This is a genomic window from Micromonospora sp. C81 (assembly GCF_018070425.1).
In the GTDB taxonomy this organism is placed as follows: Bacteria; Actinomycetota; Actinomycetes; order Mycobacteriales; family Micromonosporaceae; genus Micromonospora; species Micromonospora zamorensis.
Genome location: NZ_JAGPXS010000005.1, coordinates 162,442 through 181,186, shown reverse-complemented (window position 1 = coordinate 181,186; position 18,745 = coordinate 162,442). Strand labels below are relative to the sequence as shown.

General features: G+C 71.7%; 19 protein-coding genes. 12 read left to right on the top strand and 7 right to left on the bottom strand.

The window, feature by feature from the left end:
* Positions 1-5 precede the first annotated feature (5 nt).
* Complete coding sequence (locus KBX46_RS11725; RefSeq protein ID WP_088951217.1) at positions 6-1,685, bottom strand: DNA repair helicase XPB; 1,680 nt, start codon at positions 1,683-1,685, stop codon at positions 6-8.
* A 173-nt stretch (positions 1,686-1,858) separates the two neighbouring features.
* Here KBX46_RS11725 and KBX46_RS11720 point away from each other — a divergent pair, with 173 nt between their 5' ends.
* Together KBX46_RS11720 and KBX46_RS11715 are read left to right on the top strand one after the other, a co-directional pair.
* Entirely contained in the window at positions 1,859-2,746 is an 888-nt protein-coding gene (locus KBX46_RS11720) for a L,D-transpeptidase family protein (protein WP_210792516.1), read from the top strand.
* 98 nt (positions 2,747-2,844) lie between these two features.
* The gene (locus tag KBX46_RS11715; protein WP_210792515.1) at positions 2,845-3,084 is read left to right on the top strand and encodes a hypothetical protein; all 240 of its coding nucleotides are present in this window, start codon (positions 2,845-2,847) and stop codon (positions 3,082-3,084) included.
* A 47-nt stretch (positions 3,085-3,131) separates the two neighbouring features.
* Here KBX46_RS11715 and KBX46_RS11710 read toward each other — a convergent pair whose 3' ends face one another.
* Positions 3,132-5,615, bottom strand: coding sequence for a helicase-associated domain-containing protein (locus KBX46_RS11710; RefSeq protein WP_210792514.1), 2,484 nt, complete (start codon positions 5,613-5,615; stop codon positions 3,132-3,134).
* An 84-nt stretch (positions 5,616-5,699) separates the two neighbouring features.
* Here KBX46_RS11710 and KBX46_RS11705 point away from each other — a divergent pair, with 84 nt between their 5' ends.
* Both KBX46_RS11705 and KBX46_RS11700 read left to right on the top strand, forming a co-directional pair.
* Positions 5,700-6,323, top strand: a complete 624-nt coding sequence (locus KBX46_RS11705) for an HAD family hydrolase (RefSeq protein ID WP_210792513.1) — start codon at positions 5,700-5,702, stop codon at positions 6,321-6,323.
* A gap of 27 nt (positions 6,324-6,350) precedes the next feature.
* Positions 6,351-6,737, top strand: coding sequence for a cold-shock protein (locus KBX46_RS11700; protein WP_088951221.1), 387 nt, complete (start codon positions 6,351-6,353; stop codon positions 6,735-6,737).
* On the opposite strand, the gene KBX46_RS11695 is transcribed toward KBX46_RS11700, so the two are convergent.
* Positions 6,698-7,546 (bottom strand): 1,4-dihydroxy-6-naphthoate synthase, encoded by an 849-nt coding sequence (locus KBX46_RS11695; protein ID WP_088952159.1) that lies wholly within the window; start codon positions 7,544-7,546, stop codon positions 6,698-6,700. The genes KBX46_RS11700 and KBX46_RS11695 overlap by 40 nt on opposite strands.
* Positions 7,547-7,965: 419 nt before the next feature.
* Between KBX46_RS11695 and KBX46_RS11690 the strand changes: the two genes are divergently transcribed.
* Complete coding sequence (locus KBX46_RS11690; RefSeq protein ID WP_210792512.1) at positions 7,966-8,820, top strand: helix-turn-helix transcriptional regulator; 855 nt, start codon at positions 7,966-7,968, stop codon at positions 8,818-8,820.
* A gap of 1 nt (position 8,821) precedes the next feature.
* Here KBX46_RS11690 and KBX46_RS11685 read toward each other — a convergent pair whose 3' ends face one another.
* The gene (locus KBX46_RS11685) at positions 8,822-9,472 is read right to left on the bottom strand and encodes a futalosine hydrolase (RefSeq protein WP_210792511.1); all 651 of its coding nucleotides are present in this window, start codon (positions 9,470-9,472) and stop codon (positions 8,822-8,824) included.
* The gene (locus KBX46_RS11680) at positions 9,469-11,070 is read right to left on the bottom strand and encodes an MFS transporter (RefSeq protein WP_210792510.1); all 1,602 of its coding nucleotides are present in this window, start codon (positions 11,068-11,070) and stop codon (positions 9,469-9,471) included. Before KBX46_RS11680 ends, KBX46_RS11685 begins: the two co-directional genes overlap by 4 nt.
* 106 nt (positions 11,071-11,176) lie before the next feature.
* Here KBX46_RS11680 and KBX46_RS11675 point away from each other — a divergent pair, with 106 nt between their 5' ends.
* Positions 11,177-11,998 carry a DUF3027 domain-containing protein gene (locus tag KBX46_RS11675; RefSeq protein ID WP_088951223.1) on the top strand — a complete coding sequence of 274 codons (822 nt, stop codon included), beginning with the start codon at positions 11,177-11,179 and terminating at the stop codon, positions 11,996-11,998.
* A 36-nt stretch (positions 11,999-12,034) separates the two neighbouring features.
* On the opposite strand, the gene KBX46_RS11670 is transcribed toward KBX46_RS11675, so the two are convergent.
* A complete protein-coding gene (locus tag KBX46_RS11670; protein WP_088951224.1) occupies positions 12,035-12,280 on the bottom strand; it encodes a DUF2530 domain-containing protein in 246 nt (81 codons plus the stop codon).
* Between the two features lie 88 nt (positions 12,281-12,368).
* Between KBX46_RS11670 and KBX46_RS11665 the strand changes: the two genes are divergently transcribed.
* From KBX46_RS11665 to thpR, 5 genes are all read left to right on the top strand, one after another.
* Positions 12,369-13,847: an NCS2 family permease gene (locus tag KBX46_RS11665; RefSeq protein ID WP_088952161.1), complete on the top strand. Its 1,479-nt coding sequence runs from the start codon at positions 12,369-12,371 to the stop codon at positions 13,845-13,847.
* 116 nt (positions 13,848-13,963) lie between these two features.
* Positions 13,964-14,413, top strand: a complete 450-nt coding sequence (locus KBX46_RS11660) for a MarR family winged helix-turn-helix transcriptional regulator (protein ID WP_199177009.1) — start codon at positions 13,964-13,966, stop codon at positions 14,411-14,413.
* 73 nt (positions 14,414-14,486) lie between these two features.
* Positions 14,487-15,770: an MFS transporter gene (locus KBX46_RS11655; protein ID WP_088951225.1), complete on the top strand. Its 1,284-nt coding sequence runs from the start codon at positions 14,487-14,489 to the stop codon at positions 15,768-15,770.
* A gap of 161 nt (positions 15,771-15,931) precedes the next feature.
* Positions 15,932-16,441, top strand: a complete 510-nt coding sequence (locus KBX46_RS11650; protein WP_210792509.1) for a hypothetical protein — start codon at positions 15,932-15,934, stop codon at positions 16,439-16,441.
* A gap of 7 nt (positions 16,442-16,448) precedes the next feature.
* The gene (gene thpR, locus KBX46_RS11645; RefSeq protein ID WP_210792508.1) at positions 16,449-17,033 is read left to right on the top strand and encodes an RNA 2',3'-cyclic phosphodiesterase; all 585 of its coding nucleotides are present in this window, start codon (positions 16,449-16,451) and stop codon (positions 17,031-17,033) included.
* On the opposite strand, the gene KBX46_RS11640 is transcribed toward thpR, so the two are convergent.
* Positions 17,003-17,809, bottom strand: coding sequence for a helix-turn-helix domain-containing protein (locus KBX46_RS11640; RefSeq protein ID WP_210792507.1), 807 nt, complete (start codon positions 17,807-17,809; stop codon positions 17,003-17,005). The two genes, thpR and KBX46_RS11640, sit on opposite strands and share 31 nt — an antisense overlap.
* A 239-nt stretch (positions 17,810-18,048) precedes the next feature.
* Here KBX46_RS11640 and KBX46_RS11635 point away from each other — a divergent pair, with 239 nt between their 5' ends.
* Positions 18,049-18,714, top strand: a complete 666-nt coding sequence (locus tag KBX46_RS11635; protein WP_210792506.1) for a DUF4097 family beta strand repeat-containing protein — start codon at positions 18,049-18,051, stop codon at positions 18,712-18,714.
* Positions 18,715-18,745: the final 31 nt, after the last annotated feature.

Genomic DNA, 18,745 nt, shown 5'->3' with positions numbered 1-18,745 from the left:
GCGGGTCAGTCGACGGTTGGGAGCTTCGGGCCGAGGACGTCGTCGGCGTCGACGATCGTGTACGCGTACCCCTGCTCGGCGAGGAAGCGCTGCCGGTGTGCCGCGTACTCCGTGTCGATCGTGTCCCGGGACACGACCGTGTAGAAGTGGGCCTGCCGGCCGTCGGCCTTCGGCCGGAGCACCCGACCCAGCCGCTGTGCTTCCTCCTGGCGCGATCCGAACGTGCCCGACACCTGGATCGCCACCGCCGCCTCGGGCAGGTCGATCGAGAAGTTGCCGACCTTGGAGATCACCAGCGTGCGGATCTCACCGGTGCGGAACGCGTCGAACAGTCGCTCCCGCTCCTTGTTCGTGGTCGAACCCTGGATGATCGGGGCGTCGAGATATTCGCCGAGCTGGTGCAGTTGGTCGATGTACGCGCCGATCACCAGCACCTGGTCGTCCGGGTGTCGGTCCACCAGTGCCTTGACCACGGGCAGCTTCGTGCGGGCGGTTGCCGCCATCCGGTAGCGCTCCTCGGCCTCCGCCGTCGCGTACGACATGCGCTCCGCGTCGGTCAGCGTCACCCGGACCTCGGTGCACTCGGCCGGGGCGATCCAGCCCTGCGACTCGATGTCCTTCCAGGGCGCGTCGTACCGCTTCGGGCCGATCAGGCTGAACACGTCACCCTCGCGGCCGTCCTCGCGTACCAGAGTCGCGGTGAGGCCCAGCCGACGGCGGGCCTGGAGGTCCGCGGTGAACCGGAAGATCGGCGCGGGCAGCAGGTGCACCTCGTCGTAGACGACCAGGCCCCAGTCGCGGGCCCCGAACAGGTCCAGGTGGGTGAACGCGCCGCCGCGCCGCGAGGTGAGCACCTGGTACGTGGCGATGGTGACCGGACGGATCTCCTTGCGCTCGCCCGAGTATTCGCCGATCTCCTCCTCGGTCAGCGACGTGCGGGCGATCAGCTCCCGCTTCCACTGCCGGCCGGCGACCGTGTTGGTGACCAGGATCAGAGTGGTGGCCTTCGCCTCGGCCATCGCCGCCGCGCCGACCAGGGTCTTGCCGGCGCCGCAGGGCAGCACCACCACACCCGACCCGCCGGCCCAGAACGCCTCGACGGCCTCCCGCTGGTACGACCGCAGCGTCCACGGCTTGCGCCCGTCCTTGCCGGCCTCGGCCAGCTCGATGGGGTGCGCCTCACCGTCGACGTAACCGGCCAGGTCCTCCGCGGGCCAGCCCAGCTTGAGCAGCGCCTGCTTGAGCCGGCCACGCTCGGACGGGTGCACCCGGATGGTGTCGTCGTCGATCTTGTCGCCGAGCATCCCGGCGAGCTTCTTGCTCTTGGCCACCTCGATCAGCACCAGGCGGTCCAGCGCGCGCAGCACCAGCCCGTACGCCGGGTCGTTGGCGAGCTGGAGCCGGCCGTAGCGGTCCATCGTGTCGGCCACGTCGACCAGCAGCGCATGCGGCACCGGGTAGCGGGAGTACTTGAGCAGCGAGTCGACCACACCCTCCGCGTCGTGCCCAGCGGCCCGGGCGTTCCACAGGCCCAGCGGGGTCAGCCGGTAGGTGTGCACGTGCTCCGGCGAGCGCTCCAACTCGGCGAACGGTGCGATCGCCATCCGGCACGCCTGCGCGTCGGGGTGGTCGATCTCCAGCAGCAGGGTCTTGTCCGACTGCACGATCAGTGGTCCACCGCTCACGCGAGCGTCCTCTCCTCGGTTGGCCGTCCGGCCCGGGCGGGTCGCATACCCGCTGCTGGCCGACCATCCAGTGTTGCACGGTGCGGGCTGTCGGAAGAAAGATGCTCACCAGGTGCAACCAGGATGGCACTGACGAACGTCTAGCAAAGGGACGACTGTCAGGGGGAGCTGCCATGAAGCATGTTCGGAGCACCTCCCGGCTGGTCGCCCTGCTGATGGTCGTGCTGGTCGGTGCTGGTGCGTGCACGTTCGATCCGCAGTCCGGTGGGAGTGGTGGCGGGGGAGCCGCCCCAGTCGGGGCGGCGGACCAGGCAACGGGGGCGAGCGACACGCCCGGCCCGGACCAGCGCGGCCGGCCCACGCCGGCCGCGCCCAGCCCCACGCCGAAGGCAACCCGGTCCTCGACGCCGAAACCCACACGCAGCGCAACACCGAAGCCGAAACCCAGCACCGGCACGCCGACCGTCGCCGGCTGCCCGCAGGGCCAGCACCAGCGCGAGGTGGAGACCTACCTGGCCCGGTTGGGCGGGTTCGGGGCGGTGACCGTGGACGGTCGGCAGTCCGCCGCCGACTGCGCGGCGATCAAGAAGTTCCAGAAAAGGTACGGCATTCGCCCCGTCGAGGGTCGCGCCGGACCGACCACGTACGACGTGGCCCAACGCCTCGCCACCACCGACCCGGCCGCTTGCAAGGCCGGTACGGGCACCACGTTCTGCGTGGACCTGACCCGGCAGACCGTCTGGGCGATGCGCGGCGGCAAGGTGATCATGGGGCCGACGGTGACCCGCACCGGTATGTCCGGCTACCGCACCCCGGCCGGCACGTTCACCGTCAACTACCGCAACCCCAGGGAGTGGTCCGACCCGTACGAGGTGTGGCTGCCCTACTGGCAACACTTCACCCAGGGCATGGGCTTCCACGAGACCACCACCTACCTGCACGACAAGCCGATCGGCTCGCACGGCTGCGTCAACCTCCTGCACGCCGACGCGGTCCGGATGTGGGAGCTGGGCAAGGTCGGCACCCGGGTGGTGCTGATCGGCCGCCGCCCCGGCACCTGAGCGACACGCGGCGAAACGCGGGGGATAACCCCCTGTCCGACCGGTCCAACGAGTGTCACGCTGGGAGTCCAGGGCCGGACCGGGCGGGGAGGCTTGGCATGACGGTCGACCGTGACGTGATCGTGGAGCATGAGCAGGCGGCACCGCCCGACGAGGTGTCGCGCGCGACCGTGATCGCGTACGCCGTCGCGGCGACGCTCCTCGTCGGGTGGTTCCTCTTCGGCTGGCTGGTGCTGCGGCAGGGCTTCGTCGACTCGGTCGGGGAGTCCGCTGGCGCCGGTTTCGCGCTGCTCCTGATCATCTCGGTGATCGGCACGGTTCGCCGCAGCCGTCGCTGACCGACAGCGCCCGCGTAGGCGCCGTCGGCCGACCCGGCCCCACCCGGTCAGTCCGCCAGCACCGCCGCGGTGACCCGGTGCAGCGCGAACGTGTGCAGCATCTCGGTCCGTTCGTCCTCGGCGCGCAGATAGCCAGCACCGATCGAGACCGGTTTGACCAGGCGGGACGCGGTCGCCCCGTGCGCGTCGACGTAACCGACCCAGACCAGCGCCTTGTCCCGTACCGCCTGCTGGAGCACCGCCAGGGCTTCGCTGTGCGTGTGCGCCGGCACCGGGCCGCCGCCCAGCCCTGCCGCACCGCCACGCACCACCGCCGGTGCCCGTCGGGCCGCCCGCGCCGCCGCGTCACCGCGCCGGATGTGCTCCACCACCCCGAGCAGCCGGGGCATGGGCAGCTTCGGGGCGGCCAACGGGTCGAGTGTCCGGGTGGTCACCGAAACCCGAGGCGGGGCCCGTCGGATTCGTGGCCGGGTCAGCACGGTGCTGCCCGTGCCGTCCTCCTGCACCGGGGCGTACCCGGCGTCGCGCAGCGCACCCAGCAGGCGACCGACCTGGTACTGCGTGCACAGCACCGTCGGCGCGAGCCGGCGCAGCGCCAGCGACTCCAGCCGCCGGTCCGCCAGCACCTCGCTGATCAGCGTCTCGTCGTCGCTGCGCAGGTACGCCCCGGCCAGGCCCACCCGCAGCCCACCGTGCTTACGGGCCACGTCGTCCACCAGGTAGGTGAGGCCCTGCGGAATCGGAGTACGCGATCGTCGCCGGAACACGTCGTGCAGGTCGTCGGCCGTGTAGCCGGAGTCGAGCGCTCGCCGGACGCTGGCCGTGGTGACCCGGTGGACGCTGGCCCCACCGGCCGACTCAAGCTCGGTCATCGCCTCCAACTCGACTCCGAGCGCCGGCTCGGGCGGGCCGGGCACCACCACGGTCAGGTCGGCCTGCACCAGGAAGTGGTCGACCGGGGCGGGCAGCAGTGCGTCCAACGCCCGGGCGGCAGCGGACGGGTCACCGCTCTCGACGTCCGCGTGCACGCCCAGCGGGTCGCCTCCCCGCTCGTCGGTCGACGTCAGGTCACCCAGCAGCAGCCGACCGTACGAGGTGAGCGCCCCCAGCCCGGTGACGCCCAACTGCGCGGCCTCGGCCAGCACCTCCCGGTGGGCGGCGTCCCGGCCTCGGCTGCGGCGCGGCGCCCGCCAGTCCAGCAGGTCCTGCACCTCCTCGGGCGTGGGCGCGGTCGCCGGTTCCAGATCGGCGAGCACGCCGAGCACCGCCCGCCGGGTGGCCGGCACACCCGCCCGTTCGGCCTCCGCGGAGAGGGCGGTGATCGGGCGGTCCCGGTCGTCCCGGCGGCCGACCAACCCCACCTGCCGGGTCATGGTCAGCCAGGCTCGGGCCAACTGCTCCCACCGTTGGGCCAGCGAGGCGGCCCGCCACACCTCGTACCCGCCGGTCGGCAGCACCTGCTGATCCGCCCCGTACCGGCTGGTGGTCGCACCCGGCATCTCCAGCTCGCCGGCGAGCCCCGCCGCGTACGCCACCTCCAGCAGCAGCGCGGTCGTCGGCTCGTCCAGCCCGGCGGTACGCGCCAGCCGCCGCAGGTCCCGTACGCCGATGCCACCGGAGCGCAGCACCGGCGCGGGCTCGTCGGCGAGTTGCTCCAGCAGCCCTTCGGTGTGCCGGACCACCTCCATCGTCTGCCCGGCGCCGGCCGAGTCCACCGCCTTCGGCTCGCGGGGGGCGGCGGCCACCGGCGGTGGGCTGGTGCGCAGCGGCCCGAGGGGGCCGCTGTCCCGGCGCAGCAGCAGACCGACCTCGCGGGGCAGCTCCACAGTGCCGGCGGTCGTCGACGACCCGGTCGTCACGGGGACCAGCAGCCGGTTGTCGACGAGCCACCGCACCGGGGAGCCGGCCGGAGCGCCACCGTTGGTCGGGTCGGAGAGCACCGGGTCCTCCGCGCCCAGCGGCGGTGCCTGCAACGCGCCCGGGGGCACGCTGCCCACCGGCGGGCCGGCCGCCAACCGGTCCAGGATCGCCCGGGCCGAGGGCGGGGCGGCGAGCAGCGTCCGCCGCAGCTTCGCCGGGTCCGCACAGAGCTCGGCCGTGCGCGGGTCCAGCTCCGCGGCCGGTCGACCGAGCCCGGCGGGGTACGGGGCGACTTCGTCGACGGCTGGCAGCACCTGCAGTGCGTGCTCCGGGCCGTACAGCAGGAAGAGCGCGCGTAGCCGGCCCACGGCGGCCCGGACAGCGGTCGGGGCCGGCGGTTGCGGCCCTGCGGTCGCCATGGCGAGCACGGTGTCGGTGGTGGTGGTGCCGTCGTCCGGGTTCCGGGTGAGGCGGGCGGCGTCGAGGATCTGGAGGGTGAACTGGTCCAGCCCGTCCAGCGCACGAGCCACCGAGACCCGGGACTGGGCCCGGATGGCCAGGGCGGAGACGTCGGCCGGCACGGGTACGACGAGGTCCGGCCGCAGCTGGAGGAGCGCGGCCAGTGACTCGTCGGGCAGCGACCGCAGGTGGTCGGCGAGTGAGGTGGTCATCGTCTTTCCACGCTAGCCCGGCACCGGGCTTCCGCGCCCCTCGGACGTTCGGCTGGGCAGGTGTCGACGGGTACGTTTCTCGGCATGCCCGCACTGACCGTCGGTTTCGATCTCGACATGACCCTGGTCGACTCCCGCCCCGGCATCGCCGCGACCTTCGAGGCGCTGACCGCGCGGACGGGCGTGCCGGTGGATGCCGACCTGGCGGTGTCCCGGCTCGGGCCGCCGCTGCGCACCGAGCTGGCGTACTGGTTCCCGCCGGGAGAGGTCGAGTCGGCCGTTCGCGCGTACCGCGAGCTGTACCCGGCGTATGCGATCACCCCGACGGTCCCGCTGCCGGGCGCGCGGGAGGCCATCGACGCCATCCGGGCCCGGGGCGGCCGTGTGCTGGTCGTCACAGCGAAGATGGGCCGGCTGGCCCGGCTGCACCTGGACCACCTCGGTCTCACCGTCGACGAGTTGGCCGGTGACCTGTTCGCCGAGCAGAAGGCGACCGCCCTGCGGGAGCACGACGCGACCCACTACGTCGGCGACCATGTGGCGGACATGGTGGCGGCGGGGGCGGCCGGGGTGCCGGGGATCGCCGTGGCGACCGGCCCGTGCTCTCCGGACGAGCTGCGGGCGGCAGGCGCGGAAGTCGTGTTGAACGACCTCACCCAATTCCCGGCGGCGCTCGACGACATGATCCAGCTAGCCTTGGAGCAGTAGCGGCTCAAGTGAAGCAGGGGTTTTCAGGTGCCTACGGGTCGAGTGAAGTGGTACGACACGGCCAAGGGATACGGCTTCGTCACGAGTGACGAGGGCGGCGACGTGTTCCTGTCCAAGGCGGCGCTGCCGGCGGGTGTCACCGACCTCAAGGGTGGCCAGCGGGTCGACTTCAGCGTGGTGGACAGCCGCCGGGGCGCGCAGGCCATGGGCGTCAAACTGCTGGACGCGCCGCCGTCGATGGCCGAGTTGCGCCGTCGACCGGCCGAGGAACTGCACGGTCTCGTCGAGGACATGATCAAGCTGCTGGAGGCGAAGGTCCAGCCGGACCTGCGTCGGGGCCGGTACCCGGACAAGAAGACCGCGCAGAAGATCGCTCAGCTGGTCCACGCGGTGGCGAACGAGCTGGAGGTCTGAGGCACCAGCCCGGCGGTGGCGGCCCGGTCGAGCAGTGCCGCCACCGCGGCGAAACCGGCCTCGCCCAGGTCCGCGGTGAACTCGTTGACGTAGAGGCCGATGTGCCGGTCCACCACGTCGAGTTCCATCTCCTGGGCGTGCGCCAGCACGTACTCCCGGCTGGCAGCCGGGTCCGCCCAGGCCTGCCGGACGGACTCGCGGACCCAGCCGGCCGCGGCCTCCGGGTCCACCGCGCCGCGGCGGGCCAGAATCGCGCCGAGCGGAATGGGCAGGCCGGTGTCGGCCTCCCACCACTCACCGAGGTCGACCAGCGCGCTGAGGCCGTGCCGGTGGTAGGTGAACCGGGCCTCGTGGATGACCAGCCCAGCGTCGTAGCGGCCGGCCGCGACGCCCGGCATGATCTCGTGGAACGGAACCACCTCGATCCGGGCCGGCGGTCGTCCGGCCGACCAGAGCCGGAACAGCAGGTACGCGGTGGTCCGGTCACCCGGCACCGCCACCGTGGCGCCGGTCAGGTCGGTGCGGTCCGGCCCGCCGTCGCGGTCGCCCCGTGTGAGCACCAGCGGGCCGCAGCCACGACCGAGCGCGCCACCGCAGGGCAGCAGGTGGTAGTCGTCGAGCAGCCAGGGCAGCGCCGCGAAGCTCACCTTCACCAGGTCGAAGGCGCCCTGCTCGGCCGCCGTGTTGGTGACGTCCACGTCGGCGTACGTCACCTCGACCGGCGGCGCGCCGGGCACCCGCCCGTGCACGAGCGCGTGGAAGACGAACGTGTCGTTGGGGCAGGGCGAGATCGCCAGAGAGAGCGCCACGCCCTTCACGTTAGCCCCGCCCCTCGCCACTCGGTTGCCGCGGTCCGGCGTCTGTGATCTGCCGGGCACTCGCCGCCTGGTCCCCGGCTGCCGCCTGGTCCCCGGCCGCCGTCTGTCCCCGGCCCGCCGTCTGTCCCCGGCGACCGATTGTCGCGCGCCGTCGTCGGGGCTCGGTGGTCACCTCTGCTCCCTGTAGAGCTGCCCCGTCTGTGGGGCGCGTCGGCGTCCGGAAGGCGCTGTGGCCGGGCCGGGCCGGGCTGGGCCGTCCCAGCGAGGTGCACCCTCTTGCCCCACTCACGGGGCAGCTCTACAGGCGCTGACGAAGGGATGTGCACAGCGGCAGAGGCGCTGTCCACAGGGTTATCCACAGGTGGGCGGATGCTGTTGACGGCACGATCTGAGCGGAAAACCATGGACGGGTGACTGCCGACAAGGGTGCGATCGACGTGGGGGCGACCCTGCGGGATCTTCGTCGACGTGCCGACTTGAGCCAGCGCGAGCTGGCCGAGCAGTCGGGGATCCCGAAGAGCACGTTGGCTCGCATCGAGGCGGGGCAGGGTGCCGGGCCGGCGTTCCGCACGGTGGAGCGGCTGGTCCGCGCGGCCGGCGGTGAGCTCGTGCTCAAACTCCCCGACGCCCCCTCCTCCGCGGCGGTTGACGAGTCACCGCAGGCGCCCGACCACGAGCTGTGGGACGAGTTGCGGGACGAGGCCGGTCGCCGCTACCCAGCGCATCTCGACGTCCGTCGAGTCCTGACCCTGAAGGACTGGCCCGGCGCCTGGTGGGTGCATTCCTACACACTTCCGCAGCGGTTGTGGCCGGTACGCGTCCCGGAGCTGACCTACGACCTCGATCGAGCGCGACGTGACAAGCGGCGGTTGCGGGACCAGGCGCGGGCCCGGGTTCGCTTTCGGCGCGCGTTCGAAGGGCTGCCAGCCACGTCGTGGCGCTTTCTCGCCGAGTTGCCAGGGGCCGGGCCGGTCGGTGAGTTGAGGGCCCATGAGCGAAGCCTGGACCTCCTCCGCGGCGAGGATTGGGGCGACCGACGTGAGCTGGTGCTGGAGGGCGTCGTCGTTGCGCCCGGCCTCCGGACCCTGGGCATCGCGCGTCAGCTGATCGAGCTGCTGGCCAGCGAGATGGCAGTCGCTGACATCCGGACCGTCCACGCGATAGCCGACGGTGGCAACGTCGTGTTTCTGCTCGCCTGCGGGTTCGAGCTGCAGCCAGGCCGGCCGTCGGCGCTCACCCTCGAAGTCCGTCCTACGCGACCGTAGTTCAGCGCAGCGCTGGGGCCGCAGCGGTCAGGGCGGTGAGGGCCTCGCGCAGCCGCCAGGCGTCCCGGTCGCGGGGGCCGATCGGGTTCGAGATGGTGCGCAGCTCGGCGAAGGGCACCCCGGCCTGGGCGGCGGCGACCGCCACCCCGTACCCCTCCATGGCCTCGGCGACCGCCTCCGGATGCCTCCGGCGCAGCTCCTCGGTGCTGGCGGTGGTGCCGGTGACCGTGCTGACGGTGAGCACCGGCCCGGTCGTGGCCGCTGGGAGGACGGCCCGCAGTGCCGCCAGCAGACCCGGGTCGGTCGGCACCACGCCGCCGACACCCAGCATCGCGGGCGGCATGCCCAACTCGTCGACGGGGATGAAACCGTCCGGTGATTCGGCACCCAGGTCGGCGGCGATGCTGGCGGTGCCGAGCACGGTGTCGCCGACCTCGACCCGCCCGATGAAGCCGCCGGCCACGCCGGCGCTGACCACGGCACGGTACGGGCGGCCGGCGGCCTCGGCCAGCGCCAGCAGCCGGGCGGTGGCGGCGCCGGCGACGGCCGGGCCCACGCCAACCGGGGTGACGGTCACGGTGGGATCGGTCAGACCGGCGCGGACGGCTTCCGCCTCGGCTGGTACCGCGGTCACCACCAGCAGACCGCTCACGAGACTGAGCCGGGGGACTCCCGGCGGGTCTCGTCGTCCGCCCCGCCGCCCGGGCCGCCGACCGCTGAGGACGGGCGGTAGATGTGGTAGCCGGGAGGGGCCAGGCTGGGATCGTCGTACTGCGGGGAGCTGGCCTGGGCCGGTGCCGGCGAGGTGGGCGCGGCGTCCCCGGGCTCGTCGGCCGGCTCGTCCTCGGTCAGTTCGTCGTCGCCGAGCGGCCTGCCGGCCAGCTTCTCGCCGCGCAGCCGGGCGGCGACCAGCACACCCCGGACCGCGGCCAGGACGCCCACCCCGGCGGCCACGGCGATGCCCATCCGACCGTCGAACGGGACCAGCCCCAACCCTCCACCGGCGACGAAGGCGAGCATCAGCACCGTCTCCGAATGGGCGAAGGAACTCGCGCGCAGCCGCTCCGGGATGCGCTCCTGGATCGAGGCGTCCACGGCCAGCTTCGATATCCCGCTGACCAGCGCGGCGACCAGGCAGAGCAGGGCGACCATCACCAGCGAGAACTGGATGACGGCGAGCACCGCCACCCCGGCCACGATGATCATGCTGCTGGACTGGATGGCGGTCGGCCGGTGGATGCGCAGCCGGGTGCCGATGGCGGTGGCCAGGAAGGTGCCGACCGCGAGGGCCCCGCCGACCAGCCCCAGCGCCCACTCGGCGCCCAGATCCCGGCCGAACGCGACAGTGGTCAGGTCGCCCTTCTTGATCGCGAAGGCGAGGAAGAGCAGCAGGAAGCCGTACACCGCGCGGAGCGTCGCGGCGCCGATCAGCGACGCGATCACCAGGCGGCCGGCGGGTCGGCCTCGGCCCAGCGGCCGATCGCCACGGCGGCGGCCCAACGCGCGCAGTGGCCGGGGGACCCGCTCCGGTGGTTCCGAATCGGCCTTCGGCGGCAGACGCAGGGAGATCACCATGCCGACCAGGAAGATCACCGACGCGACGCGCAGCGGCCACTGCGGCCCGAACCAGAACGCGGCCAACCCGATCGGCGCGACCAGCGCACCCGCGACCGTGCCGTAGACGCTGGCCCGGGCGCCCACCTGGGACAGGCCGAGCCCTTCCGGCAACAACCGGGGCACGGCCGCGGACCGGGCCACGCCGTACGCCCGGGACAGCGCGAGCACCCCGAACGCGGCCGGATAGAGCCCGAAGCCGTGGATGTAGTCGGAGATCAACCAGGCCAGGAAGGCGCGGCCCAGCATCGTCGCGGCCAGCGCGTACCGCCGGCCGTGCCGGAAGTGGTCCAGCAGCGGGCCCACCACGGGGGCGAGCATGGCGAACGGCACCATGGTCACCAGCAGGTAGAGGGCGACCTTGCTGCGGGCCTCGCCCAGCGGCACGTTGAAGAAGATCGTGCCGGCCAGGCCGATGGCGATCAGGGTGTCACCGGCGCAGGAGAGCGCGTGCAGGTCGAACAGGCGAACCATGCCGACCTCGCCACCGGCGCCCCGGGCCCGGGCGCTGCCGGCCCGACGGGTCACCCAGCGGCCGCTGCCCAGCGAACCACGCAGCAGCAGACGAACGGCGCGAATGCCGGTGCCGACGGTCCGCCCGAGGACGGATCGCCCGGAGCGGGAGTACGACGGCATGTCCACCATCCTCGCCCATCCGATCCGGGTACGCCGCACCACTGCGGGGAAAGGTTCCCCGGGAGTCCCTGTCACCCCTGCGAGGCGCATAGGGAACAATGGTTAGGTGACCAGGCCTGTCTCCACCCGTGCCGCCCGTCTCGACCAGGTCTGCGCCGCCGCCGTCGAGGTGGCCCGCGCTGGCATCACCGAGGTCGACGCCGACGATGTCGGCGATCACCTGCAGGTTGTGGCCGAGGGTGAACGGCTGGTCACCCACTACTTCGAATGCCTCCTCGCCGGCTACCGCGGTTGGCGGTGGGCGGTCACCGTCACCCGGGTGTCGCGCAGCAAGACCGTGACCATCTGCGAGACGGTGCTGCTGCCCGGTTCCGACGCGCTGCTCGCGCCCGGCTGGCTGCCCTGGCAGGAGCGGCTCAAGCCGGGCGACCTGGGTCCGGGCGATCTGCTGCCGACCTCACCGGACGACGACCGGCTGGTCCCCGGCTACCTGCTCTCCGACGACCCGGCGGTCGAGGAGACGGCGTGGGAGCTGGGCCTCGGTCGGGCGCGCGTGCTCTCCCTCGAGGGCCGCATGGAGGCGGCGCAGCGCTGGTATGACGGCGACCACGGCCCCGCCGCGCCCATCTCCGCTGCCGCGCCGGCCGCCGCCCGCTGTGGCACCTGCGGTTTCTACCTGCCGCTGGCCGGTGCGATGCGGCAGGCGTTCGGGGCGTGCGGCAACTTCTACGCCCCCGACGACGGCCGGGTGGTGAGCGCCGACCACGGTTGCGGTGCCCACTCCGAGACGCTGATCGAGGCGGCCGAGACCGCGGTCGAAGAGCTACCCACTGTGTACGACGACAGCGCGGTGGAGGCCATGTCGGTCAGCCGCGCCCCGGGCTCGGTGGAAGCCGCCGAGCCGGCGGAGCCGTACGGGCACTCCTGATCGTTCGCACCGGGGGTGGCCCGGTGCGTGGCCGGGTCAGCGCGCGCGGCGACGTCGTCGGTTGGCGTCGTGCCGCATCATCACGGCGAGGCCCGGGAAGCCCCACAGGAACCCGGCGAGGCAGGTCCAGAGCCAGTTCTGGTGACCGTGGTCGGTCAGCCAACCCCGAAAGAAGATCAGCAGGACCAGCCCGGCAATCGCCCAGGCGGCCAGCCCGGCGAGGGCGAACGGCACCATCGGCGGGTCCAGTGGTGCGGGCCGCGGTGGCTGCTCGTTCGGCATTCGGCAAGCGTACGCGACCTACTTCCCCTGCCCGTCGGTGATCTGGGACGATGCGCGCGACAACCGGAAGATCACCTGCGAGGACCTGATGGCAGTAGCGCCGCCCGAGAACGGCACCCCTCCCAACCCCGCTCACCCGCGTAACGGATTCGACCGGTTCTTCGAGATTTCCGCCCGGGGCTCGACGATGAGCCGCGAGGTACGCGGTGGCCTGGCGACCTTCTTCACGATGGCGTACATCGTGGTGCTCAACCCGCTGATCCTGGGTGGTGCCGTCGACGGTGACGGCAAGACCCTCCCCATTCCCGCGCTGGCTGCCGGGACCGCGCTGGTCGCCGGCCTGATGACCATCCTGATGGGCGTGGTGGGCCGGTTCCCGCTGGCGCTCGCCGCCGGTCTGGGTGTCAACGCGCTGGTGGCGTACGAGATCGCCCCCGAGATGACCTGGGCCGACGCGATGGGCCTGGTGGTGATCGAGGGTGTGATCATCGCTGTGCTGGTGTTGACCGGTCTGCGGACCGCTGTGTTCCGCGCGGTGCCGACCCAGATGAAGACCGCGATCGGGGTCGGGATCGGTCTGTTCCTGACCATCATCGGTCTGGTGGACGCCGGTTTCGTCCGACGGATCCCGGACGACGCCAACACCACGGTCCCGGTCGGTCTGGGCATCGGCGGCAAGCTGGTGAGCTGGCCGATGCTGGTCTTCGTGGTGGGCCTCCTGATCACCCTCGTGCTGGTGGTACGCCGGGTACGGGGTGCGATCCTGATCGGCATCCTCGCCTCGACCGTGCTGGCGGTGATCGTGGAGGCGATCGGCAACATCGGCCCGTCGTTCGTCAACGGTCAGCCCAACCCCAAGGGTTGGTCGCTGAACGTGCCGGAGCTGCCGAAGACGGTGGTAGACCTGCCGGACCTGTCGCTGCTCGGCAAGTTCAACGTGCTCGACTCGTGGGGTCGGGCCGGTTGGCTGGTCGTGCTGATGTTCGTCTTCACGCTGCTGATCACGGACTTCTTCGACACCATGGGCACGATGGTGGCGGTCGGCCAGGAGGGCGACCTGCTCGACGAGCAGGGCACCCCGCCACGGGCCAAGGAGATCCTGCTGGTCGACTCGATCGCCGCGGCGGCCGGTGGTGCGGCCAGCACCTCCAGCAACACGTCGTACATCGAGAGTGCCGCCGGTGTCGGGGAGGGTGCCCGGACCGGCGTGGCCAGCCTGGTCACCGGCGTGCTCTTCCTGCTGGCGATGTTCCTGGCGCCGCTGGTGGTGATCGTGCCGTTCGAGGCGGCCTCGACGGCCCTGGTGGTGGTCGGTTTCCTGATGATGACAGCGGTGCGGACGATCGACTGGTCCGACTACGAGATCGCCATCCCGGCGTTCCTCACCATCGTGCTGATGCCGTTCACCTATTCGATCTCGAACGGGATCGGCGCTGGCCTGATCACCTTCGTGGTGGTGAAGCTGGCCCGGGGTAAGGCCCGGGAGGTCCACCCGTTGCTGTACGGGGTGGCTGTGCTGTTCGTGCTGTACTTCCTGCGCGGGCCGATCGAGTCCCTGGTGCTCTGACGTACGTTCCGGGCGGGGAACCGAACGGGATTCCCCGCCCGGAACAGCACCAACGTCCTCGTGAGCCTGGTCATAACGGATGTCGTTAGCCAGGCTCATTAGTTAAGCTAACTAACGTGATGGAGCGGACGGTGACGGCGGAACGCGTGCCACCGGCGCAACTGGCTCCCCAGTTGCGTGATGCGATCACCCGACTCAACCGGCGGGTCCGCCAGGCCCGACCGGTCGGCGACCTCACGGTCACCCAGGTTTCCGCGCTCACCAGCCTGCGGCTGGCCGGCGCGCTGACGCCCAGGGAACTGGCCGACGTGGAGCGGGTGCAGCCGCCGACGATGACCAAGATCATCGGGAAGTTGGAGGACCGCGGCCTCGTGCGGCGGACACCCCACCCGACCGACGGCCGGCAGGTCATCCTCGCGGCGACCGAAGGAGGGCAGGCCGTGCTCGACCAGTTCGAGCGGGCCCGCGACGAGTGGCTGGCCCACCGGCTGGCCGCACTCGACGAGGACGAACGGGAGACCCTGCAGAGGGCTGCCCAGATTCTTCAGCAGCTCGCTCGCGCCTGAGCCGCGCCCGCGCCACCGGGTCCGTGCCGTCACCTGTCGATGACGCGTACGTTCTTAAGGAGGCGCACGAAGAGTGCAGGCCAAGTTGAGCACGATGTTCCAGTCCCTGCAGGTCCGTAACTACCGCCTCTTCGCATCCGGGCAGCTGATCAAGTTGATCGGCGTCTGGATGATGTTCATCGCCCAGGACTGGCTCGTCCTTGAGCTCTCCAACAACTCGGCCACCGCGCTCGGCGTGGTCACCGCCTGTCAGTTCACCCCGGTGCTCCTGCTCACCCTGCTCTCCGGCCGACTTGCCGACCGGTACGACAAGCGGGTGCTGCTCTTCGTCGCCAACGCCTTCTGGACCGTGCTGGCGCTCGGCATGTCCGTGCTGGTCCTCACCGACCTGGTGCAGCTCTGGCACGTCTTCGCCTTCGCCGCGCTGCTCGGCACGGCCAACGCAGTGGAGACCCCGGTCCGTCAGGCGTTCGTCTCCGAACTCGTCGGCACGCCGCTGCTGCCCAACGCCTTGTCGCTGAACGCCGCCGTGTTCAACTCGGCGCGGATCGTCGGCCCGGCCGTCGCCGGCCTGGCGATCGCCGCCTTCGACGTGGGCCCGGTCTTCCTCTTCACCGCCCTCAGCTCCGTCGCGCCCCTGGTCAACGTGGTCCGGATGCGTACGGCCGACCTGCACCGCGACGCCCTGCTGCCGCGCGACGAGCGGGCGTCCGCACGGGTCATCGACGGGCTGCGGTACGTGTCGCGCCGCCCCGACCTGCTGCTGCCGATGGCGGTCATGTCGGTGATCGGCATGTCGCTGTTCAACTTCCAGCTGACCCTGGCCGCGCTGGCGAAGACGGTCTTCCACACCGGTGCCGCCTCCTTCGGCCTGTTCAGCACGGCGCTGGCCGTGGGCGCGCTCGGCGGCGCTCTCAGCGGCACCGGTCGGCGGAGCCGGCCGTCGGTCTGGCTGGTGCTCGGCGCGGCGATCGCCTGCGCCAGCTTCGGCACCCTGGTCGGTCTCGCCTCGACGTACTGGCTGGTCGTGGCACTGCTGGTGCCGACCGGCTTCTTCATGGTCTTCTTCGCCCAGGCCGCCAACCAGCGGGTCCAGTTGGGCGTGGACGCGGCCTTCCGGGGCCGGGTGATGGCGCTGTGGGTGCTGGTCTTCCTGGGCACCAACCCGGTCGGCGCGCCGTTGATCGGCTGGGTCGCGGAGCGCTTCGGTGCCGGTGCCAGCATCTGGATGGGCGGGCTGATCTCGCTGGCCGCCGCGTTGATCGCCCTCACCTGGCAGCTGCGGCACTCCGGCGCCCGGCTGCGCTTCCGGGTGCTGCCGATGCCCCGCTTCTACGTCACGTCCACCGACTGCTGATCTGTCCGGAAGGGCCCCCTCGTCATCGGACTTCGCATGACAAGGGGCCCTTCCGGGCACTGCCGCATCCGCGGTCCGATCCGCACGCGCCGTCTTGAGCGGATGACGCGGATGCGGGCAAATCGCTGGCGGGGCGGCACGATGGGGCTTAGCGTCGATACGTGGGAGTCGGACGCGCGCTGATGCTGGCCCTGGCGTTCCTCGCCGTGGCCAGTCTTCCAGCGGCACTCGCCCTGCTCTTCTGCTATGACGAGATCCTCGACCGGGTGGTCTGCGGCTGGTCCGAGTGGCGTGATCGCCGGCGGGAGAAACGGACGATCGCACGTCTCGACCGGGCCATCGAGGCCGACGCGCTGACCCGGGACATCGACCTCAGCGAGTTCGACCGCACCGACCGTCGGCCCCTGGAGCAACTCGCCGCCGACCTGCGTCGCCTCGGCGGTCAGCGGCTCGGCGGCACCGGCCGCTCGATGGTCTGGCACGGCGCGCTGCTCCAGGCGTACGACGACCGGCTTCGCCTCGCCTGCCGCGCCCTCGGCATCACCGAGCACCTTGGTGAATTGGAGGGCGTCGACCAGGAGATCGAGCGGGTCCGGGTGGAGGGTGTGCTGAACGCCGCCGGGCTGACCCTGCCAGCGGCTCGGGCCGGCCATCGGCAACGGCACCGCTGAGCGACGGTTGCGGCTCTTCGTCGCGGTCTACCCGCCCCCCGAGCCGGTCGGCCACCTCGGCGTGCAGGTCGCGCGATTACGGGTCGGCGCGGCGGCTGCCGCCGGCATCAACGTCCGGCTCGCCGATCCGGCCCATCTGCACGTCACCCTGGCCTTCCTCGGCGACGTCGAGGCGGCCCGGCTGGTCGAGGTGGAGAGCGCACTCGGGCTGGCCGCCGAGGGGTTCCACGACGGCCGGAACGCCCTGCCCCGGTTCAGCCTCGGTGGCGGTGGTCGGTTCGGTCAGGGCCGGTCCACTGTGCTCTGGGTGGGCCTGCGAGGTGAGGTCGAGGCACTGCACGTGCTCGCCGGGCTGGTCCGGTCCCGGTTGCGGCAGGCCCGGCTGCCGTGCGACGACGCCTGGCCGTTCCGCCCGCACCTGACCGTGGCCCGGCCGGGCGATCGGATGGACCTGGCCGACATCGAGGCGGACCAGGCCGACCTGGACGACTACCAGGGACCGGAGTGGCCGGCGACCGAGCTGCTGCTGATTCGCAGCCACCTCGACCCGCAACCATCGCGCTACGACCGGCTCGCCGCCTGGCCGCTCTGACCCGGCACCCTCGTCACGGCGACCCCCGACTGATCCTGGTCCGGACTCGGCTGGGCAGTGACCGCCTCGGGTCTGCTGTGGAGGACCTCGCGGGCCTGTTCGGCGGCGCGGACGATGCTCTCGCTGATGAAGTCGAGGAAGCGGGCGATGTTCTCCAGGCGGGCGGCGGCCGGGGTGTGCGGACCGAGGAGGGCCACGCCCTGTCGTGCGGTCTCGACGAGCTGGTCGTTGGCTCGGGCGCTGGCGATCGTGGCCTGGTAGAAGAGCTCGTCATCGACGACGTATCTGTCACGGCGGCGTTCGTCGCGTTCGCGGCGGACCAGGCTCTGCCCCTCCAGGAAGGTGATCGCCTTGGAGATGGACGCCGGGCTGACCTGGAGGCGCCCAGCGAGCTCGGACGCGGTGAGGCTGCCCGAGTCGGTGGTGAACAGACAGGTCAACACACGGGCCGCCATCTTGCTCAGACCCGACGCCATGAGGACGGTGGTGAACGTTTCCTCGTATTCGGCCACGGCCTCGGCGTCACGGCCGTGGGGCTGGGGGACTGACTCCGTCGTGCGGGAGGAGGCCGACCTGCGTCGGTGGGCGCGGCGTTCGGTGGCGCGGTGGGCCAGGTCGGCGCGGTAGGCCAGAGGGCCGCCATTGCGCATCACCTCGCGGGTGACCGTCGAGGTGGGACGGTCGAGTCGTCGGGCGATCTCCGCGTAGGGGAGGTCGTCGACCAGCCCCAGCGCGATCTGCTGGCGCTCCTGCTGGGTGAGTCTGCCTCCCGGCATCGTGATCTCCCTGGTGATCCTTCGTGGGCGGCCCGTGGCGACTCCACCATAGCGTTCACTTCTGCTCTATTGCAACGCGAACGGCCGGAGGCGTTGCGTTATCTTCTGGCTCGTTGCAACAACCACGACGGATCTAGCTGGGACGACGCCTCTTCATCGCAACAGACCCGTTGCCGCTCTACGGAAAGCAACGTAGCGTTTCCGATATCAGAAACGCTGTACGAGCACGGGAGAGCATGATGAAGACGTTCGACACCCCCGCCCCGATCTCCGCCGTCCTGAACATCCCCGCCGGGCGCATCCAGCTCATCGCCGCAGACCGCGTCGACACGACGGTCGAGGTGCTGCCGACCGACCCCTCCAAGAGCCGCGACACCAGGGCCGCCGAGCAGACCACAGTCGCGTACGCCGACGGCGTCCTGCGGATCACGGCCGCGACACCCGGCAACCCGCTCGTCGGTTCCTCCGGATCCGTACAGGTCACCGTCCGGTTGCCTGCCGACTCCCGCGTCGACGCCAAGGCCGCCAGCGCCGAGCTGCGTGGTGTCGGGCGTCTCGGCGACGTCACCTTCGACGGCGCGTACCGCCAGATCAAGATCGACGAGGCGGCGAGCGTGCGCCTCACCGCGATCGACGGCGACGTGGAGGTCGGCCGGCTCACCGGCCCTGCGGAGATCAGCACCGCGAGGGGCGACATCCGGATCGCCGAAGCCGTGCACGGCGCCGTCGTGCTGACCACTCAGTCCGGCGACATCTCGGTCGGCGCCGCCGCAGGCGTGTCCGCCGCGCTGGACGCCGGCACCGGCCACGGCCGGGTTAGCAACGCCCTCAGGAACGACGGCACCACCGCACTCGACATCCGCGCCACCACCTCCCACGGCGACATCACCGCCCGCAGCCTCTGACCCCGACCGAAACCCCGACGCGACCAGGAGT